A 17034-nucleotide genomic window follows, 5' to 3' on the forward strand; every position below is an offset into this window, starting at 1 on the left:
TTATACCGATTGGTATTAGAAGTACAGCGAAGCCGACTGACAAGTGAGCATAGATAAAACTCAGCGAGTGGCTAACTACAATAAACATATCATCATGAATAGAAACTAAGGGCACTATCACCCTGATTCATATGTTAAGTTTAACTATTAGCCATCACGAGTCACTATGGGCTAAAATTCCTGAATACTGTAGTTACAGGATTACCCCATTTTTTCTAAGTAAACCCTTCTCTTAACTATGGAAAGAGGCCAATTCAATGTCTACTCGCGTTTATGTTATCGCACAATTTCGCCCAAAAGCCGGTAAAGAATCTGAATTGTTTGAAGTATTAAAGGCACTCGAGCCAGATGCTCTGCGTGAGCAAGGCTGCATTCAATATATGCTCACACGTCAGATTGACCATCCCAGCGCCACCCGGACTAACTACCCCATCGTGTTTAATGAAATATGGGCCGATGGTGAGAGTTGGGCGGCACATGGCCGCCGTAAACAGATACACCACTTCTTCAATACACAGGTCATTGCAAAAGATGGCCTGGTCGATGATGCCATCGTCACCGCATACACGGACGAAGGATACGACTACGACGCCCCCATCTTTGGATTAGGCGCCAAATAACATACCGAAACACCTCTACTCTTACCTGTCAGTGATAAACTGCAGGTAAGAGCGTCCGTACCATGCTCAACAGACTTAGCGAATGCCATGCTGCCCCTAAACCTAACAAGTTAAAGCAATCGAACAGCACCAAATAAATCAAATAGATATACTAATTATTCGACCTTTTTCTACTTGCTTAAATCTAATACGACGTTTAACCTTTCTACACTCACCATCAGGGAGGTGAAATTGTGGGGGAAAATCGATTGATTGATGCCTAAAAACAAAGAGTCGAAGCGTTTCTCAGAGAAAGGTCATGATAATCTTACGATAACCAAGTGTTGCATAGCTTCATGGAAGAACGGAGTGTTGAGTGAATACTAAAGTCACGTATCTCAAATTCATTGTAGTAACGCTGTTTTTAATCTGGACAATCTTAATCGTTTCCATCCTGATAAATTGGTTTAGTCAGGAAAATCGTCACGCCGAAAGGCTGGCACTCAAAGAAGCCACGGTAAGCATAAAAAAAGATCTGGCCTACCGCTCTTGGGTCACTTCCCACGGTGGGGTCTATGTACCGATAACCGAACATACCCAACCCAACCCATATCTGGCTCATATCCCCAACCGTGATATAAAAACAGAGACTGGCCAGGGGTTAACACTCATGAACCCTGCTTACGCAATCAAGCAGACGATGAAAAACTACTCTGAGCTTTACGGAACGAAGGGACGCATAGTCAGTAATACACCACTCAACCCCGACAATAAAGCCGATAAGTGGGAATCTGACTCTCTGAATATTATCGAAGATACAAGAACTCCCCATCACGAAATCCACCCCATCGATGGCCAGGAGCATATGAGGCTTATTATCCCGCTATTTACCGAAGAGGGATGCTTAAAATGTCACGGTCATCAAGGCTATAAGGTTGGTGATGTGCGTGGTGGAATATCGGCGTCGATTGCACTCTCTCCCTATTACACTAGTGCTGTTTCACGCTTGAAAGCCAGCCTCCCCTATGTTGCCGTAGTGTGGTTAATCGGCGTGGCAACAATCTTACTCGGATACTGGCGCACCAGGCGCTATATCTCAGAAAAAATCGCCAGTTATGAGCAACATATTTTTTCCATCGTCGACATGATAGAGAACCGCGACAGCTATACCGCCGGCCATACTAAACGTGTTGGAAAATATGCATCTCTTATCGCAAAGCAGATGGGCTACAGCGACAGAGCCATAGATAAACTCTATCGCGCATCTATGGTTCACGATGTGGGCAAAATATCCACACCCGACTCAATCCTGCTGAAACCGGGAAGGCTATCACCCTTAGAGCGTAAAATAATTCAGCAACATGTAGTAACCAGTTACCAGATGTTAAAGCGGGTGGATATCTTCCAGGGGATTGCAGAGATAGTGCGTCATCACCATGAACACTATGATGGCTCTGGCTACCCCCAGGGTCTGAAAGGTGAACAGATCCCTATGCTGTCACAAATTATGAGTGTTGCCGATGCGTTCGATGCCATGACGACCGATCGTGTCTACAAGGGCAGAAAAACGATTCAATCAGCACTCGAAGAGCTTCAACTGCTGGGGGGTAAACAGTTTAACGCTGAAGTCGTTAAGGCAGCTCAGATAGCCTTGAAAGGTGTCGCCAGCCCGAAATCAAACCAGCTACCGGTAAATGAGATAGAGAAAGAGCGGTTTGCCTACTTCTATAAGGACCAGTTAACCGGCGCCTATAATCGTGACTACCTGAACAATATGCTTCTGATCAACAGTGACAAGTATAGCGAGGCCCCATACAACTGCATCAACCTGATTTTACTGACCAATTTCACCCAGTACAATAAAGAACAAGGTTGGGAAAAAGGCAATAAGATACTTATCGATGTGACACAATCCTTGATATTTTCATTTCCTGAGGCATTGATATTCAGGATACACGGTGATGATTTTATCGTGTTGCATAAGCAACACTATCCAATCGAGGGGGAGTTAGGCCCGATTGATGCCCTACTGTGCGACACAGGAATTTCACTGGATACTCTGCATGTCAATATAAAGGAGGACTGCATCGGCTCAGTAGATAAGCTCGATAACTGGCTAACATTAAATAGCGATGAAACGGGTAGCAGAGCCCATGACAGGATTAGTGTTAATCGGTAAGCCTAGCCAGATAGTTCGCAGCAATGCCTTCAACTGTTTGTGTTACTTAGCTTAGCGCCGCAATGTGGGCATTTACTCAGGTTCAGCTGCACAGAGCGGCCACTGCTATCGGTTGCTACATGATGGCATGCCGGACACCTTCCCCATCGATATAGCGCAAAAACGTAATAGAAGATGCCGAGCATGACCAGCGGAAATCCCGCCCCAAAAATGGGGACGTGAGTGGTAAAAAACAGGACCAGCGAGCCGACGCCAATCACCGCAATGACCGCACAAACCTTAAAATGCTTTCGTATTCGGATCATGTTGGCCTGATAGATATCGACAAAGTTTTCATCCAGGCGATCCAAGGGGTGACGTTCCTCCCCCGTGAGCATGGTGAAAAGCGCGTGGCTAAAGATAAGTCCGCCTATGGCGAAGGGGACACCAACGATGTAGGCCGCCATATCTGGTCGACTCTCTCCCCATACTAAGTTTTCCAGTACAAACTGCAGAAGAATACCCGTCATGGCGATCAACCAGCCTATAAAAGCCTGTTTCTTAACCATCTTGCCATCGTATAACTTTTTCATTTTTTACCATTACACTGAAACCCTTCGTACCATTTTACACTGCGGGAATAAACATACCTAGATGTGAGTCAATTGTTCCCGTAGGAGAATCCCAGCTTTCACTCAATGAAACTGCGTCTTCAGAAATCATTTCCCAAGCGTCCTGTTCACGGTTTGCTGTCTAGTATCGGTTCAAAATTCTCACTTTAATTCCTGCTTGCGGACTTTTGTCCTAATAGACCTGTCGCTGTCGGTCGTAGTATCGAATCAATTTATGACTCATACCAGATTACTAAAGAGAGAAAATAGTTATGACTGCACACATTAACGGCCAAAAGGGCGACTTTGCCGAAACCATCATCATGCCAGGCGACCCATTAAGGGCCAAGTACATCGCCGAGACGTTCCTCGATGATGCCGTAGAGATCACCAATATACGTAACATGTTGGGTTATACCGGTTTCTACAAGGGCCAGCGTATCTCCGTCATGGGCCACGGTATGGGCATCCCCTCTATGGTGCTTTACGCTCACGAGCTGATCAATGATTTCGGTGTGAAGCGCATCATACGTGTCGGCAGTTTGGGGGCGACCCAACAAGATGTGAAGCTACACGATGTGATCCTGGCACAAGCGGCAGGCACAGACTCTCCCACCAATGCAAAGCGCAGCAGCGGCTACCAGATGGCCACCTCGGCCACCTTCGACCTACTGCATAAAGCCTATAGCTCAGCGGTTGAAAAACAGATCAGCGTCAAGGTGGGCAACATCTTCAGTGGCGATATGTATTACGATCCCGATGAGGATATGATCCCGGCACTGGAGCGTTTCGGGGTACTCGGCATCGATATGGAAGTGGCGGGTCTCTATGGTTTGGCCCACCAGCAGGGTATCGAATCCTTAGCGATTCTAACCGTGTCGGATCACTGTCTCACCGGGGAAGAGACGTCAGCCGAAGAGCGTCAGCTGTCATTCAATCAGATGATCGAGCTGGCTTTAGAGACAGCATGTAGCTAATACAAGGCACGCCTTATCAGTTCACGCTCGCAGTATATCGATATCATTAATGGCAGTTTAAGACTCGCCCATAAAAAAACAAATAATGGATCAACTGCGAGCCTTATAAAAGACACTAAAGATCGATGAAGAAAGGACCGATGATGAAAAACAAAATATCACTCACACTGTTGAGCTTTCTCGCCAACTTTATCATGGCGGGTTTTGCGACTCAGTTTGGAATGTTAATCGAACCTATCGCCGAGAAGTTTTCGGCTAACGTTAATGAAGTCGCATCAATTTTCTCCCTTCTCAACGGCGGCTCCTTGGCGGGTACCGTTGCGGCCTTCTTCCTGATCGAGAAGATAGGCGTCAAACGTATCACCCTAATGAGTTACCTGACTATCGCCCTGAGCGCCGCGGCGCTTCACTTCGCCTCATCTTTGAGTATTGTCATGATGGCCATGACACTTATCGGGCTGTGTGGCGGTGTGGGTCTGTGCATCGCAGGCACCATAGTGGTATCGGTATGGAAAGAGAAGATCCAGAGCACCATGTTAGTGGTACAGGATGCTACCTTTAATGTCGCCGGAGTGGTATTTCCGCTGATAACCACGTACGCACTGAGCAATGCACTATCATGGAGCTACAGCTATCTGGCCGTAGGTTTAGTGGCTTTAGGTACGGCAATCATGGCCTTGATGACGAATTTCGACCTGTGTGATAGTCCGGTGGATAAGGATTCTGGTGAGAGTAACGATGAAAAATCTGAATGGAATTTCTCAATAATCAGTGCCGGTCTCGGCCTGTTCCTCGGCATGTTGGCACTCTATACCTTCCTGACCTGGGCTCCTATGTTCGTCAAAGAGAAGTTCGATATTCCATTTGAAGAAGCGGGCAACATCATCACTCAGTATTGGTCGGCGGCCCTGGTTGGCGCCCTGATCTCCACTGCAATTGTATCTCGCGTGAAAATTCAAAACTTCCTGATGGGGATGATGGCTCTGGCCTTAATCATCACCAGTGTGATCGTCACCACAGATAAACTGGAGTGGATGTCATATCTCACTTACGGCTACGGCTTTGTCTGTGCGGCACTCTATAACTCCTTTATCGCCTACGGCGTCTCATTTGTGAAACAGGCCAGCAGTAAAAATGTCTCCTTCATTTTAATCAGCGGCAGTGCAGGCGCCATGTTCAGCCCGGCGATAAGCTCCATGTTTGAAACCATTATTGGCCTACAGACCGTGATGTATGCTATCCCGGTTATTTACGCCATGATTTTAAGTATGCTGATCATCTCTCGCCGTAAAACAGCAGAAAACAGATTAGCGACTGCTTAACTTGTTAATGATGAAATACCGATTTAAATAGGTATAATTGCTGCAACTGCAATCTTGAACAATGACTGGTTGAGTAAAGTACTGACATGCGAAACAAGAGAACGATTCGAGTTAAGGCAAGAATGCGAAAAATAAGGATGAGACGTGCCAAGCGGCTGAGTTTGTTGATGATGAACGCCAGTCAACAGAGTGATAAACAGCGTAGCTTATCCTTATCTAAGATTGCCTGAACTGAAAACGATCTGAGCCCTGCAAGTTTTACCAAAACTTGCAGGGCTTTTCATTTTTACATTAATATTGATAGAAATAGAGAATAAGCAGATACGCAGGCTATTCGATATAGGCTTTGAGTCCCTCGAAATCGCAGATAACGATGCCCTCCTTATCCCTTTGGATCAGCCCCAGCTCCTCTAATTTCTTTACCGAGCGACGATACACGCGATCGGTTGTCGCAAACCGCTCCGCTTCCAGATAACACTTAGTAAAGCCATCGACGGGTTGGTCGTTAAGATGCTGATGATACAGATCATAAGCGATGTTATAGGCAATAGGATATAACATACGACGAGTCAGAATATCTATGGTGTCTTGATAATCGATAGCAATTGCACTGGCAAAGAAAAGCGCAAACATAGGTTTGTTCGTTAACGCCAGCTGCAGTTTCTCGCCACAGATCACCTCAATTTCGACATTCTCTTCGGCAATAATGTCGAGCTGACACAGGTAGTCACTAAAAAACTCCATCTCGCCAAAGAGCTGTGAGTCGCAATCCATGGTGCCGAGTTGAAAGCTGCGACCATTGCGGGCTGAGTAACCTAAAGAGACACGACCCTGTTTCACTAAGATAAGTGAGCTCACCTTCTGCCCCTGCTGCATCAGTTTTTGATGAGCCGGCACCACTTTAGTTTCACTGATGCAATCGAGCATGATCCGCTCGACCTCGCCATGTTCCTGCTCCCAAAGCGTATGAAAGCGACCTTTCGAAAGTGGTTTTAACTGCATAGTAAATACATTGGTAAATAAAACTGAATTGGCCTGTGGGCTCATTATACCCGAGCATATTACGAATGCGAGATTAAGCTGGATAGACAGGCTGCTTCAAACTCCCCTCACCGCCCGGTTCGATTAACGGCTAAAGGCGTTAAAACACCAAAAGTTAGGCTGACAAACTCAGCAGCAACTCGGGTATTATATAGGCTGTGAATCACATCTGAGCACAAAGGTTCGATATTCACCATTTATTCGCCGCGATTAACCTGCAGTAATTTTAAGCAGAAGTTTAAGCTTATCCCATCAAGAAAAACAAACATCGAGATGAGGGAAAACAATGAAAAAGACCATAGCGAGCGCACTGGTGATGGCGTTAGTTTCACTGACAGCGTGTAACGATGATTCGAACTCAAATGAGGAAAGTATGACGCTATCTAATAAAGACAAGGCCGTTGCGGTACTCAACAGCATAGAAACCGGCGATGAGCAGGCGATCTCATATATCAACCCACTCGAATACACCCAACATAACCTCTCTGTCGGCGATGGCCTGGCAGGATTTGGCGCCGTACTACAGGCGTTACCCGAAGGCAGCGCCAGGGTCGATGTGGTCCGCGCATTCGAAGATGGGGAGTTCGTTTTTACCCATACCGATTATAACTTCTTCGGCCCCAAGATTGGTTTCGACCTGTTCCGTTTCGAAGACGGCGTCATTGTCGAGCACTGGGATAATCTCATCGCTACATCAGACCTCCCCAACCCGAGCGGCCATAGCCAGATAGATGGCTCAACGACGGTAACCGACTTAGATAAAACGGCAGAAAATAAGGCCTTGGTAACCGATTTTGTCGATACCATACTGGTAAAAGGTGAGTTCGATAAACTGGCCAACTACTTCGATGGCGACAACTACCTGCAACATAACCCTCAAATCGGTGATGGTGTGTCGGGCCTGGGCGCCGCCCTCGAAGCCATGGCCCAACAAGGGATAGAGATGATCTATACCAAGAACTATAAGGTACTGGGAGAAGGTAACTTCGTATTGAGTATCAGCGAGGGTACATTGGGCGGTGCAGAGACCTCATTTTACGACCTGTTTCGTATCGAAAATGGCAAAGTTGCCGAACACTGGGATGTCATCGAAACTATCGCCCCTATTTCAGAGTGGAAGAACAACAACGGTAAGTTCGGCGGTCTTTAAGCCACGCTAAGGCGCTAAGGTAAATGTCTGAGCTAAACTTCTAAAATAAGCTGTTAAAATAAGCTTTTAAAACTAGCATTTAAAAAGAATCCCCGATATTCACATTGGATATCGGGCTCTTTCTTAATACCAATCCGGATTGGTATCATTGGTCTACAGTTCGGATAATCCAAGGGGCTAATCGGCTGTTTTTGCTTTTATATACTGGCTAGGCGTATTACCCAGATGCTGTTTAAAGAAGCTGATAAAGGCGCTATCGCTGGAGAAACCTAACGAGAAGGCGACCTCAGATACCGAACTCCCCAATGCTAAACGCTCGATGGCACCGTGTAATCGCCATTGCTGCCGCCACGCCTGATAGGGCATACCGGTCTGCCTGCTGAAAATTCGGGATATGGTCTTCTCACTCGCGCCAATTCCCTTCGCCATCGTTTTCAGGGCTAAAGGTAGCTCATCCCCGGATTGCAGTGCAGATAACCAAGGCTTCAATCGCGGATCACTTGGCAAAGGTAATAACAGAGACTCCTGGGGGGCAGACTCCAGCTCTTCGATAAACAGAGTAGTGACCGCGACTTGCTCCCGGTTCGGCTTATCCCACTCCCACATCGCCATCCTTTCGATTAATGCCTGCAGCAAGGCATTTACCGAGATGATCTTCACCTCTTGCGGTAGATCGGAGAACTTACGGATATCGAAATAGACGGAGCGATAGGCCACGACATTGCGCATTTGAACACAATGCTCGACGCCCGCAGGGATCCATGCCGCCTTGGTCGGGGGCAATATACACTGAGTGTTATCTAAGGTGATGTTCATGCAGCCAAGCGATGCATAAAGAAGCTGCGCCTTTCCATGCCTGTGCATCCCCGAGTCATGCCGGCCCACATCGGCCGCAATACCAACCACCTGCGTATCCAAGGTATCGACATCGAAACGGTTCTCTTGCTTGATAAACGCCATCTGTCTCCATTCTGATACTTTTCGTTCTTATCATTATAACCGGACATCGGTGACATCACTATACTTGCCGCTATTGAAGCCGTATTAATGAGTATAAACCGATGAAAAATCCCCCCCCGATTTGGCTAATGGTAACCCTGTTGATGTTTCCTCAGGTCGTTGAAACCATCTATAGTCCATCACTTCCCCATATTTCACAGGCATTTTGGGTTAGCTTTGAAACCGCATCCCAAACGCTTTCGGTCTACTTTATTGCCTTTGCTATAGGTGTGGTGGTCTGGGGGCGATTATGTGACACCCTAGGCCGTAAAAAAGCGATGATTTATGGATTAATCACCTATGGTATAGGCGCGTTCATCGCTCTATTGGCCGGAAACTTCGAAACCTTGTTGTTGGCCAGAATCATCTCGGCATTTGGCGCAGCTGTTGGCTCAATCGTCACTCAAACCATGTTGCGCGACAGCTTCGAAGGCCCTGAGCTTGGCAAGGTATTTTCTGTGATGGGAATGGGGATCTCAATCAGCCCCGTGCTGGGCTTGATGTTAGGCGGTGCTATAGCACAAAACCTGGGACACTTAGGCGTATTTAGTTTTCTGCTAAGCCTGAGTCTGGTCTTATTACTGCTAGGCCAATGCTGCCTGTCGGAGACACGCCCACAACACTTAACGCCGGTACCATTATTGCCGTTGGCTAAGCAGATGATATGCAACGGACAAGTGATGCGTAGTGCAACCTTAGCAGCCCTGTTTAACCTGATGCTCTTTAGCTACTATGCGCTGGCCCCCTTTATCTTCGCAGACCTTAACATGAGCTCGATAGCGTTTGGCTATAGCGGCATCGCTCTGGGGCTCGGTTCATTGATAGGCAGCCTGATTAATAAGCGGCTGCTGTCGAGAGGTTGGCAAGCTGTGACACTCATCAATCTGGCATCGATACTCGCTCTGTGTGGCGGTGTTGGTGTCTACCTGCTGCAGTCGAGCCTGGCTTTCTTGCTGCCCATGGTATGTGTGGTACAGGCGTTCGGTATCGCCATCCCCAATATCCTCAGTCAGGCGCTGGTCGATTATAAGCAGGTGGCGGGAAGCGCCGGCGCCCTGTTCGGTCTGGCCTATTACCTGATGTTGGGCGCCGGGTTGGCGCTGGCGGGAGTGCTGCAGAATCTGGGGCTGGTGTTACTGCTCGCGGCGGGGCTGACGACTCTTCTTTGTCTGCTCAATCTCAAGAACGTAACCCCGGTTCTGTCGACGAAGGGAGTGTAAACCGGCTTCATACTATTTAGTCATAAAAAAGAGGAGCCTTTTGGCTCCTCGACACTTTAATAACGCACTTTCCACGTCATCAAATAGATAATTCACAACTATGAACAATCAGCAGGCATTAGATTTACGTTACCTTTTGTCAGACTAAAAGGATTAGCTTCGGGATCTTCATCATCGGCATCAATGTTAATACCATCCTCATCTTCAAGATCATCATTGGTGACCGAGATCATGCCTCTATCTTTATTTTTCCCCTTAGGTAAACCAGTACCTTGAGTCAACTGGATCACAGCTATTCCTTCCAGATCGTCACCATCGGCGATTTCACACAGATAGCTCACGGCTAATGTGGCTGTGCCTTCGCCATAGTCAACTGGCGCGGTAGGGGTAAAGTCACAAGAGAAACCCGCATTCTTATAGTTAATATGCAACATACCGACCGGAGCAGCCCCTTCACAAGCCTCACTCTCAAGGGTACCTATCGCACCAGAGAATGAATAAGCCCCTCTAGGATTCCAGCCATCACTATTTTTACCTTTACCAGGCCTATTACTATCACTGGCTTTACCGCTGACTTTAGCATAATCGGCGACACAGTCGGTGGAGAAATCGATATCATCCCAATGCACGCTAGGTTCAGTAGAAGGGGTTGGGTGCATACCGTCTACGGTCACAATTGCCGATACAGCCCAGGCTGGAATATTGCCTAACACCGTCATCTCTTCATAGCCGCCATTATCGCCATCGCTTGCCATTTCGAATGGGGTGCCCACATTAAAGGCAACCGTCATACCAGCCACAGAGCCGGCTAAGCCACTGTTATCGTAAAAGCCATTTGCCTCGAAAGTTGCTAAGCCGTAAGGTGAGCATTCATCAAGCCCGCCAACCTCCTGATAGGCACTACCTTCATATACAGCTTCACCATCCCCGCTCATAAACATGGACCATGCTGGTGTACCACCAGCATAACCTGTAGCACCAGACCTTTCAGCGCCGGCATCTTGTGTCCAATCGAGAGCATTCAACGCGTCTCCATCAGCGACTTCGAAACCGGGATTTTCAAGTAGGTTACCAAATGCCGCACCACTCACACCAAGCAAGAGGGCGATACTCGCAGTTAAAACCTTTTTGGAATGTTTCATCGTTTTCTCCTGGAAAACTAACTAAACTGCGAGCTTATCCCGGGGGCAGTTTAATTCTGGTGCCGATTCGACTTCCTTAACACTTTGCTCCGACCATTATTAATGAGCTTTCGAAGCCTGTATCGGAATGAGTTTAAGCTACTTAACTATCGTCCCTTCCATGTATGTAGCATATATCCATTAATTCTTTTTCTTACAAACACCTGCTCAGATTCCGTGCCCTTTTGACACAAAATGCATCGCATAATGCACCGCTGTTTACATGGTTAAAATATAGTACAAACTCAGTAATGGCGCGGGCTGGAGCGATATAAAATCATCTTATATACACTCAGATTTTAAGTCCGTTTTAACCTTAAGGTATGAAGGCTTGAAGCGTCATATTTCTATGAAATGATGTAGTCTCAAACAGTTACACGCACACTCAATCTAATCTATAAAATGTGAAGCTTGTCACATTGATTGATAAAGAGCGGATAACACCTTAGGATTCATCAAAAATCGACCGAATAAAGTTAACATTTATCCCAATACGGGTGACTCTCATCTAGGCAGGCATTGAAGTATTTGCGAAATACATGAATTTTGGCAGGCAGGAGTTTACATCTCCAAGCGGGTGAGTCTGGCTGAGAATAAAAAACGGCCAGACTATTTATAGGAATAAAATGTGTCCAGAAGTCATTACTGGTAGGTTTGTCCCTTATGCTTTAACCAGCCACCGGGGTGTCTTCCTTGAGGGTCATGATGGGTCCAGTGTACAACGCCCCCCTTGTTATTGAACTCATACTGACCATAAAACGCCACATTATCACCGACGCCTATGCCCGCTATCCGTGGTGCTAAGTCGATATTATGGGCGATCAACAGGGTTTGCCCATTAGATAAACGGAGAATAAAGCGCTGATGGCGACTGCCCTCGTTGTCATCGCTCAATATCTTGCTGACCGTCCCACTGCTGTTAACCTGCAGGCCACTTTGCCGATTATTAAATGCCTCAGCTATCTGTAAAGTACCTAACTGTGAAGTACCTTTCTGCGCAGTGCCATTTTGTACCGAGCTTGGGGGCTGTTGCAGCGAATCATTGACGGCAAGCTCAAAACCCGATGTTGAAGAGCTGGCAAGGAAGGGGGCGATGGCACGATTGTAAGCAAAGCTTGCGATGGCCAGCACCACCATCATGATCCCTATGCGATAGAGAATGGGGCCGATTGGAGTACGGTTTTTAGACTTCAGCCTAGACTTAGTTTTAGCTTCTGTCTGGGCTTTGACTTCGACACCTTCGATGCGCGCCTCAATAGCATTAAGTTTGCCACCGGGTTTATGCTCAATTTGAAAGAAGATGGTATCCCCTTCCAGTGGCCGCCTGCTCATATGCCTGAGCTGAGATACATGAATAAAGATATCGGTATGACTGTCAGTACCTGAACCTGTTTCAGGCTCAATGAAACCGAAGCCTTTGTCATCCTTCCAACGAACGAGGGTCCCTTTTACAATTCGATTATGCATTAAATTCTTCTTTCTCAAACACAAGCTGACAGATAATTCCGTCAAATGTACCCCTAAATGCAAGAATAAAATAGAAAAATAAAAGACCTCTGATTGATAGCAGTAAGAGCCGCTCGATAAAGCGGCTTAGATACGTTTCCCTTATCTATATCGGGTTCAGAGCGTGATATTTGTATCGGTAAAGGCGACACTTTCGATATCGATAAGCTTATTGATGCCATCCCGGTCATCCACCATATCGGTAACCACACTGGAGCCATCTCCCAGTTTCTCAATGCTGTATTGTGATGAGCTGCCGCTGAACATCACGATATTGTTGCCGCTATTTCCCTTGATCTGGTTATCGAAGCTATTAACAATAATGTTGCTACTCTTATCACCAGTCAGGCTAACATCTTTAAGATATCGGGAGTGATGGGTATACCCCAGGCTCGAATTAAACTTCAAGCTAAAATCACCACTGAAGCTCTCATCTATTCTCGCATTATAGGTAAGGTACGGATGAAAGAACTTATTACCCATCAGTGCCGAGCCTTGCATATCTTCACTAACAATCTCGGCTCTGGTTTTAGCCACGTACTCTCCCCACATACCATGGGTTTGACTGCCTGACCAGGCTCCCCACAGACCATAGTAGGAGTCGACGACTGAGGCCAGATACTCCTGAGACAGGCTGTTCTCTGTGGTGAGCTCCGCAATCCAATCCGGTGAAGCAAAACCCCATAGCTTATCATTGACGGCGGTTATCTGAGCGCTGCGAATTTCGGCCTGATAATCGGCTAGTGCCCCGATAAATTGGCTGTTTTGATCCACACCGATACCATAGTCGTGGACCATATGAAGTATCTCTTCGAAGCTGGCATCGCGGTGCCCATCGAAGCTTTGATTGATATACCAGGCTCCTCCCTCGACCTGAATTTCGTTCTGATAAAGAGGCTGCCCCCCTAGGTTTGTCGCAGGGTTACTGCCATCATCGCTGCCGTTGAGCAGCAACAAGATAGCGCCGTTATCGGCCATCTTATTTGCAACCGCCGACTTGTCACTGCCATATTCTGACCCCGGAAAATTGGTCAGATAGTGAGTCAGAATTGAGCGCGACCTGACAATCTGATTATCGGACAACTTATCCTGAGCGATAATATGGATAGACTTGCCATTAGGGGCTTTAACTTGCGTGTAACGATTAAACTTAAGCGCCGCGCTGTAGGTCGCCGAAAGGGACTCGGGCACACTCTTTATATCCAAGGCTTGAGTCGCAGCCGACAGTTCGCTGCTTGACCCGGTACTTACCGAGCCGGAGCCGCCTGAATTTCCGGAAGCGGTAGTAACCGCCGTCTCGCTGCCAGAATCTGAGTTACATGCAACGACTCCCACCAAACCTGTTGCGAGCACACCCGCCATTAATACTCTCTTCATTACATATCACTCCTGCAACCTGAACCATTCGAGAGATAACATTAGCATTACAGTTTCACTCGCAGAGTAAGAGGATGTAAGCTCTGCGGCTCCCCATGTAAGCGGATGTAAGCACGCTACCAATACGATAAATACCCTGTAAACTTAAGCCTGACACTCAAGTGTTTTGATCCAGAAAATCGAGTCATAGGTAAACAGAGGAAAGGTTTCGTGGCTAAAGCAAACATACTCATCATTGAGGATGATAAAGAGATCTCGCGGCTAACCGCCATGTATCTCGAAGCGGAAGATTATCTGACACAGATCATCGACGATGGTTTGCATGCGGTAAACGCAGTACGACAACATCAACCGGATCTGATCATACTCGACCTGATGTTACCGGGTTTAGACGGCATCGAGATCTGTAAACAGGTGCGCACCTTCCATACCGGGCCGATACTCGTACTGACCGCCTGCGCCGATGATATGAGTGAAGTCAGTCTGCTCAAACTGGGCGCCGACGATTACCTGACAAAACCGGTGCGCCCCCATGTAATGGTAGCAAGAATTGAAGCCCTGCTCAGGCGGACTCAAGTCGCTCAGCCGGCAAAAAATCAGCTTAATTTGGGTCAGCTTCATATCGATACGTCTAGACAGCTCGTCAGCTACGGCGAAATCACCCCCCAACTGACTGCGGCCGAATATGAGATGTTACTGCTTCTGGCATCCAATGCCGGGTGCATCGTATCCAGAGACGATTGTTGTCGCTCCCTAAGAGGCATAGATTATGACTTTAATGACAGATCGGTAGATATGCGGATCTCAGGGTTGAGAAAGAAATTAAATGACGATACCCCACCATACAAGGTCATATTAACGGTACGAAACAAAGGATATATGTTGATCGATGGCTAACTATCTTCCCCCACTGTTTACCCGACTCTACGTCAGCATGATTGTGGCCTTGTGTGCCAGCATCTTTGTCACTCTCTATTTTAGTGAACAGTTTATTGAACAGAGCGATACCGTCGATTTTTATGAGGATACCTATTACGTCTTCACTGAAATTAAGTCTGACCTGAACCGCTCAGGTTTAACTCCAGAGCAGTACTTCAACGATATGCTGCTTAATCATTACCATTTCAACATTGAATGGCAGAAGCAGTGGCAGGATAAAGCAGAGTGTGGGGAGTGTGAATTTCTCAATAAGATAGCCGGCTCATTCATCTATAGACTTAATGATGAGCAACTGCTCGCAGCCTATCCCCTCGATGGTACCAAGGGTGCCATATTAATCGGCGACCAGGCTCCCGCCAGCCTACTTTTTGAAAATAATGATGGAAAACAGCCATTAACTCTTGCTGAAATATGGCACGAAGACCCCGGAGAGTTAATCCCCTTTATTCTACTTATCGTTACAGCCTTAGCCATTGGTGCCACTCTCTACTATCCGGTGCGTCAACTGCAGAAACAGATCAACCAGCTTATCGATACCAACCAAAAGTTTGGTAATGGTGAGCTTAATGCCCGGGCCGAACAAGCGTTTTCCGAGCCGGTGAATTCACTGGCGATCAGCTTTAACCGCATGGCAGAATCGATAACCGAAACGGTGAAAGAAAATCAAATCTTCGCACAAGCCGTGCCCCATGAGATGCGCACGCCCTTGAGTCGAATTCAGTTAGCAACCGGATTACTTCGTAAGCGCTGTCAGCAAGCTGACGAGCGGGAACTGCTCGATAACATCGACTGTTATATCGACGACATCGATGAGTTAACCCGGCAGGTGCTCACCTTCTCTAAACTCAACACCACACTAAGTCAGGAAGAGTGCCTGAAAGCGTGCCAGAGCAAGCAGCTCATCAACCTCGATGAATATTTTAAAAGCCGAGTGCAGCTGTTAAACCAGAAACAACAGTTAGACCAAGATCAGGCTATAGACGTCACGTTAGATATGGAGCCACAGCAACTCGAATGTGACCCGGTTTATCTGCGTTTGATGTTCGATAACCTGCTCAAGAATGCGCTCAGATACGCGACATCCAGAGTCCTGGTAACAGTGGCAGTCGGTGGACACGAAAAACATGACGAAGAGAGTCATCTTGTTATTAGCGTCGATGATGATGGCCCCGGTATCGAGAGCCAACATTATGACTCAATCTTCCTGCCTTTCTCCCGTATAGACAGGAGCCGCAGTCAGCAAACCGGCGGCCTTGGCTTAGGTTTGGCCATAGCTAAAGCCGCAACGAGGCGAATGCATGGCCACTTAGAGGTGAGTCGCAGCGAGTTGGGCGGAGCCAGGTTCAGTTGCCGGTTAAGCCCAGTTAGGCTCGCTATGAAGAACTGTTCCGGTACGGGTTAAGCGGCTCCCGCTTGCTCTTTTTTCTCCTGCTCCATCTTCTGATTGGTCAGATCCATGAGTTGAGCCGTGAGGACGGAAATTTCTGACTGCAGTGCCTTACGTTTCTTCTCGCCAGCCTCGCTCTTATCATTTCCCAGCTGTTTTAGCTCCTCTTTAAGCTTCTCGAGCTTCTCCTTCACTGCTTCTATCAACTCATCAATTTTTTTCTTAGGCTTCTCTGAAGACTCCGCCGATTGAGCCTGTGCTTGAGCATGCAGCTTTCCACCCGAGTCCGATGACAGTGCATCCCTTCCCTCTTTGGAAATTGAAACCCGAGTATCACCTTGACTAGTAACCGCTCCCTGAGAGAGTTCACTTCCCGCTTCGGCTTGCGTTTTTGTAGAAGACTCGACCTTAGCCTGACTAATCCCGGGGCTTACCGGTGGGTTATTCAGATTCATTCCTGACACGTTCATAGCGTTCCCTCAATGACTGCAACACAAGATGCGTATTTGTATCATTGTTATCGGCCACTTGGTAAGTAAGCTTATGTAAGTAAGGTAAATAATTGTG

The 17034-nt window shown here is 47.2% G+C and carries 15 protein-coding genes; 8 read left to right on the top strand and 7 right to left on the bottom strand.

All coding sequences use genetic code 11. The annotated features are described in order from the left end of the window. Positions 1-257 precede the first annotated feature (257 nt). Together SSED_RS17100 and SSED_RS17105 are read left to right on the top strand one after the other, a co-directional pair. Positions 258-620, top strand: coding sequence for a putative quinol monooxygenase (locus tag SSED_RS17100; RefSeq protein WP_012143602.1), 363 nt, complete (start codon positions 258-260; stop codon positions 618-620). Between the two features lie 355 nt (positions 621-975). Continuing rightward, positions 976-2778, top strand: coding sequence for an HD domain-containing phosphohydrolase (locus SSED_RS17105; RefSeq protein WP_012143603.1), 1803 nt, complete (start codon positions 976-978; stop codon positions 2776-2778). Between the two features lie 29 nt (positions 2779-2807). Here SSED_RS17105 and SSED_RS17110 read toward each other — a convergent pair whose 3' ends face one another. Beyond that, positions 2808-3350, bottom strand: coding sequence for a hypothetical protein (locus SSED_RS17110; RefSeq protein ID WP_012143604.1), 543 nt, complete (start codon positions 3348-3350; stop codon positions 2808-2810). Between the two features lie 290 nt (positions 3351-3640). Here SSED_RS17110 and deoD point away from each other — a divergent pair, with 290 nt between their 5' ends. Further along, positions 3641-4345, top strand: coding sequence for a purine-nucleoside phosphorylase (gene deoD, locus SSED_RS17115; RefSeq protein ID WP_012143605.1), 705 nt, complete (start codon positions 3641-3643; stop codon positions 4343-4345). A gap of 143 nt (positions 4346-4488) precedes the next feature. Then, on the top strand, positions 4489-5667 hold the full coding sequence (gene tsgA / locus SSED_RS17120; RefSeq protein WP_012143606.1) for an MFS transporter TsgA: 1179 nt from the start codon (positions 4489-4491) through the stop codon (positions 5665-5667). A 330-nt stretch (positions 5668-5997) separates the two neighbouring features. Here tsgA and SSED_RS17125 read toward each other — a convergent pair whose 3' ends face one another. Next, positions 5998-6669: a Crp/Fnr family transcriptional regulator gene (locus SSED_RS17125; RefSeq protein ID WP_041422261.1), complete on the bottom strand. Its 672-nt coding sequence runs from the start codon at positions 6667-6669 to the stop codon at positions 5998-6000. Between the two features lie 325 nt (positions 6670-6994). Between SSED_RS17125 and SSED_RS17130 the strand changes: the two genes are divergently transcribed. Continuing rightward, a complete protein-coding gene (locus SSED_RS17130) occupies positions 6995-7858 on the top strand; it encodes a nuclear transport factor 2 family protein (RefSeq protein WP_012143608.1) in 864 nt (287 codons plus the stop codon). A 177-nt stretch (positions 7859-8035) separates the two neighbouring features. Here the strand turns inward: SSED_RS17130 and SSED_RS17135 are convergent, their stop codons facing one another. Continuing rightward, entirely contained in the window at positions 8036-8818 is a 783-nt protein-coding gene (locus SSED_RS17135; RefSeq protein WP_012143609.1) for an AraC family transcriptional regulator, read from the bottom strand. Between the two features lie 101 nt (positions 8819-8919). Between SSED_RS17135 and SSED_RS17140 the strand changes: the two genes are divergently transcribed. After that, positions 8920-10077 (top strand): MFS transporter, encoded by a 1158-nt coding sequence (locus tag SSED_RS17140; RefSeq protein ID WP_012143610.1) that lies wholly within the window; start codon positions 8920-8922, stop codon positions 10075-10077. A 98-nt stretch (positions 10078-10175) separates the two neighbouring features. Here the strand turns inward: SSED_RS17140 and SSED_RS17145 are convergent, their stop codons facing one another. From SSED_RS17145 to SSED_RS17155, 3 genes are all read right to left on the bottom strand, one after another. Beyond that, positions 10176-11219 carry a hypothetical protein gene (locus tag SSED_RS17145; RefSeq protein WP_012143611.1) on the bottom strand — a complete coding sequence of 348 codons (1044 nt, stop codon included), beginning with the start codon at positions 11217-11219 and terminating at the stop codon, positions 10176-10178. 681 nt (positions 11220-11900) lie between these two features. Next, entirely contained in the window at positions 11901-12725 is an 825-nt protein-coding gene (locus SSED_RS17150) for a DUF3465 domain-containing protein (protein WP_012143612.1), read from the bottom strand. A 156-nt stretch (positions 12726-12881) separates the two neighbouring features. Then, positions 12882-14141 (bottom strand): hypothetical protein, encoded by a 1260-nt coding sequence (locus SSED_RS17155; RefSeq protein WP_012143613.1) that lies wholly within the window; start codon positions 14139-14141, stop codon positions 12882-12884. A gap of 210 nt (positions 14142-14351) precedes the next feature. Here SSED_RS17155 and SSED_RS17160 point away from each other — a divergent pair, with 210 nt between their 5' ends. Then, entirely contained in the window at positions 14352-15038 is a 687-nt protein-coding gene (locus tag SSED_RS17160) for a response regulator transcription factor (protein WP_012143614.1), read from the top strand. Beyond that, positions 15031-16482, top strand: coding sequence for an ATP-binding protein (locus SSED_RS23735; RefSeq protein ID WP_012143615.1), 1452 nt, complete (start codon positions 15031-15033; stop codon positions 16480-16482). Before SSED_RS17160 ends, SSED_RS23735 begins: the two co-directional genes overlap by 8 nt. Here SSED_RS23735 and SSED_RS17170 read toward each other — a convergent pair. Then, on the bottom strand, positions 16479-16937 hold the full coding sequence (locus SSED_RS17170; protein ID WP_012143616.1) for a hypothetical protein: 459 nt from the start codon (positions 16935-16937) through the stop codon (positions 16479-16481). The two genes, SSED_RS23735 and SSED_RS17170, sit on opposite strands and share 4 nt — an antisense overlap. Positions 16938-17034: the final 97 nt, after the last annotated feature.

This window comes from Shewanella sediminis HAW-EB3, assembly GCF_000018025.1.
GTDB lineage: Bacteria > Pseudomonadota > Gammaproteobacteria > Enterobacterales > Shewanellaceae > Shewanella > Shewanella sediminis.

What these genes read in the sequence shown, in the direction of transcription:
- SSED_RS17100 (WP_012143602.1), top strand. Translation starts at nt 258, where the DNA reads ATGTCTACTCGCGTTTATGTTATCGCACAATTTCGCCCAAAAGCCGGT.
- SSED_RS17110 (WP_012143604.1), bottom strand. Translation starts at nt 3,350, where the DNA reads ATGAAAAAGTTATACGATGGCAAGATGGTTAAGAAACAGGCTTTTATA.
- deoD (WP_012143605.1), top strand. Translation starts at nt 3,641, where the DNA reads ATGACTGCACACATTAACGGCCAAAAGGGCGACTTTGCCGAAACCATC.
- tsgA (WP_012143606.1), top strand. Translation starts at nt 4,489, where the DNA reads ATGAAAAACAAAATATCACTCACACTGTTGAGCTTTCTCGCCAACTTT.
- SSED_RS17125 (WP_041422261.1), bottom strand. Translation starts at nt 6,669, where the DNA reads ATGCAGTTAAAACCACTTTCGAAAGGTCGCTTTCATACGCTTTGGGAG.
- SSED_RS17130 (WP_012143608.1), top strand. Translation starts at nt 6,995, where the DNA reads ATGAAAAAGACCATAGCGAGCGCACTGGTGATGGCGTTAGTTTCACTG.
- SSED_RS17135 (WP_012143609.1), bottom strand. Translation starts at nt 8,818, where the DNA reads ATGGCGTTTATCAAGCAAGAGAACCGTTTCGATGTCGATACCTTGGAT.
- SSED_RS17140 (WP_012143610.1), top strand. Translation starts at nt 8,920, where the DNA reads ATGAAAAATCCCCCCCCGATTTGGCTAATGGTAACCCTGTTGATGTTT.
- SSED_RS17145 (WP_012143611.1), bottom strand. Translation starts at nt 11,219, where the DNA reads ATGAAACATTCCAAAAAGGTTTTAACTGCGAGTATCGCCCTCTTGCTT.
- SSED_RS17150 (WP_012143612.1), bottom strand. Translation starts at nt 12,725, where the DNA reads ATGCATAATCGAATTGTAAAAGGGACCCTCGTTCGTTGGAAGGATGAC.
- SSED_RS17155 (WP_012143613.1), bottom strand. Translation starts at nt 14,141, where the DNA reads ATGAAGAGAGTATTAATGGCGGGTGTGCTCGCAACAGGTTTGGTGGGA.
- SSED_RS23735 (WP_012143615.1), top strand. Translation starts at nt 15,031, where the DNA reads ATGGCTAACTATCTTCCCCCACTGTTTACCCGACTCTACGTCAGCATG.
- SSED_RS17170 (WP_012143616.1), bottom strand. Translation starts at nt 16,937, where the DNA reads ATGAACGTGTCAGGAATGAATCTGAATAACCCACCGGTAAGCCCCGGG.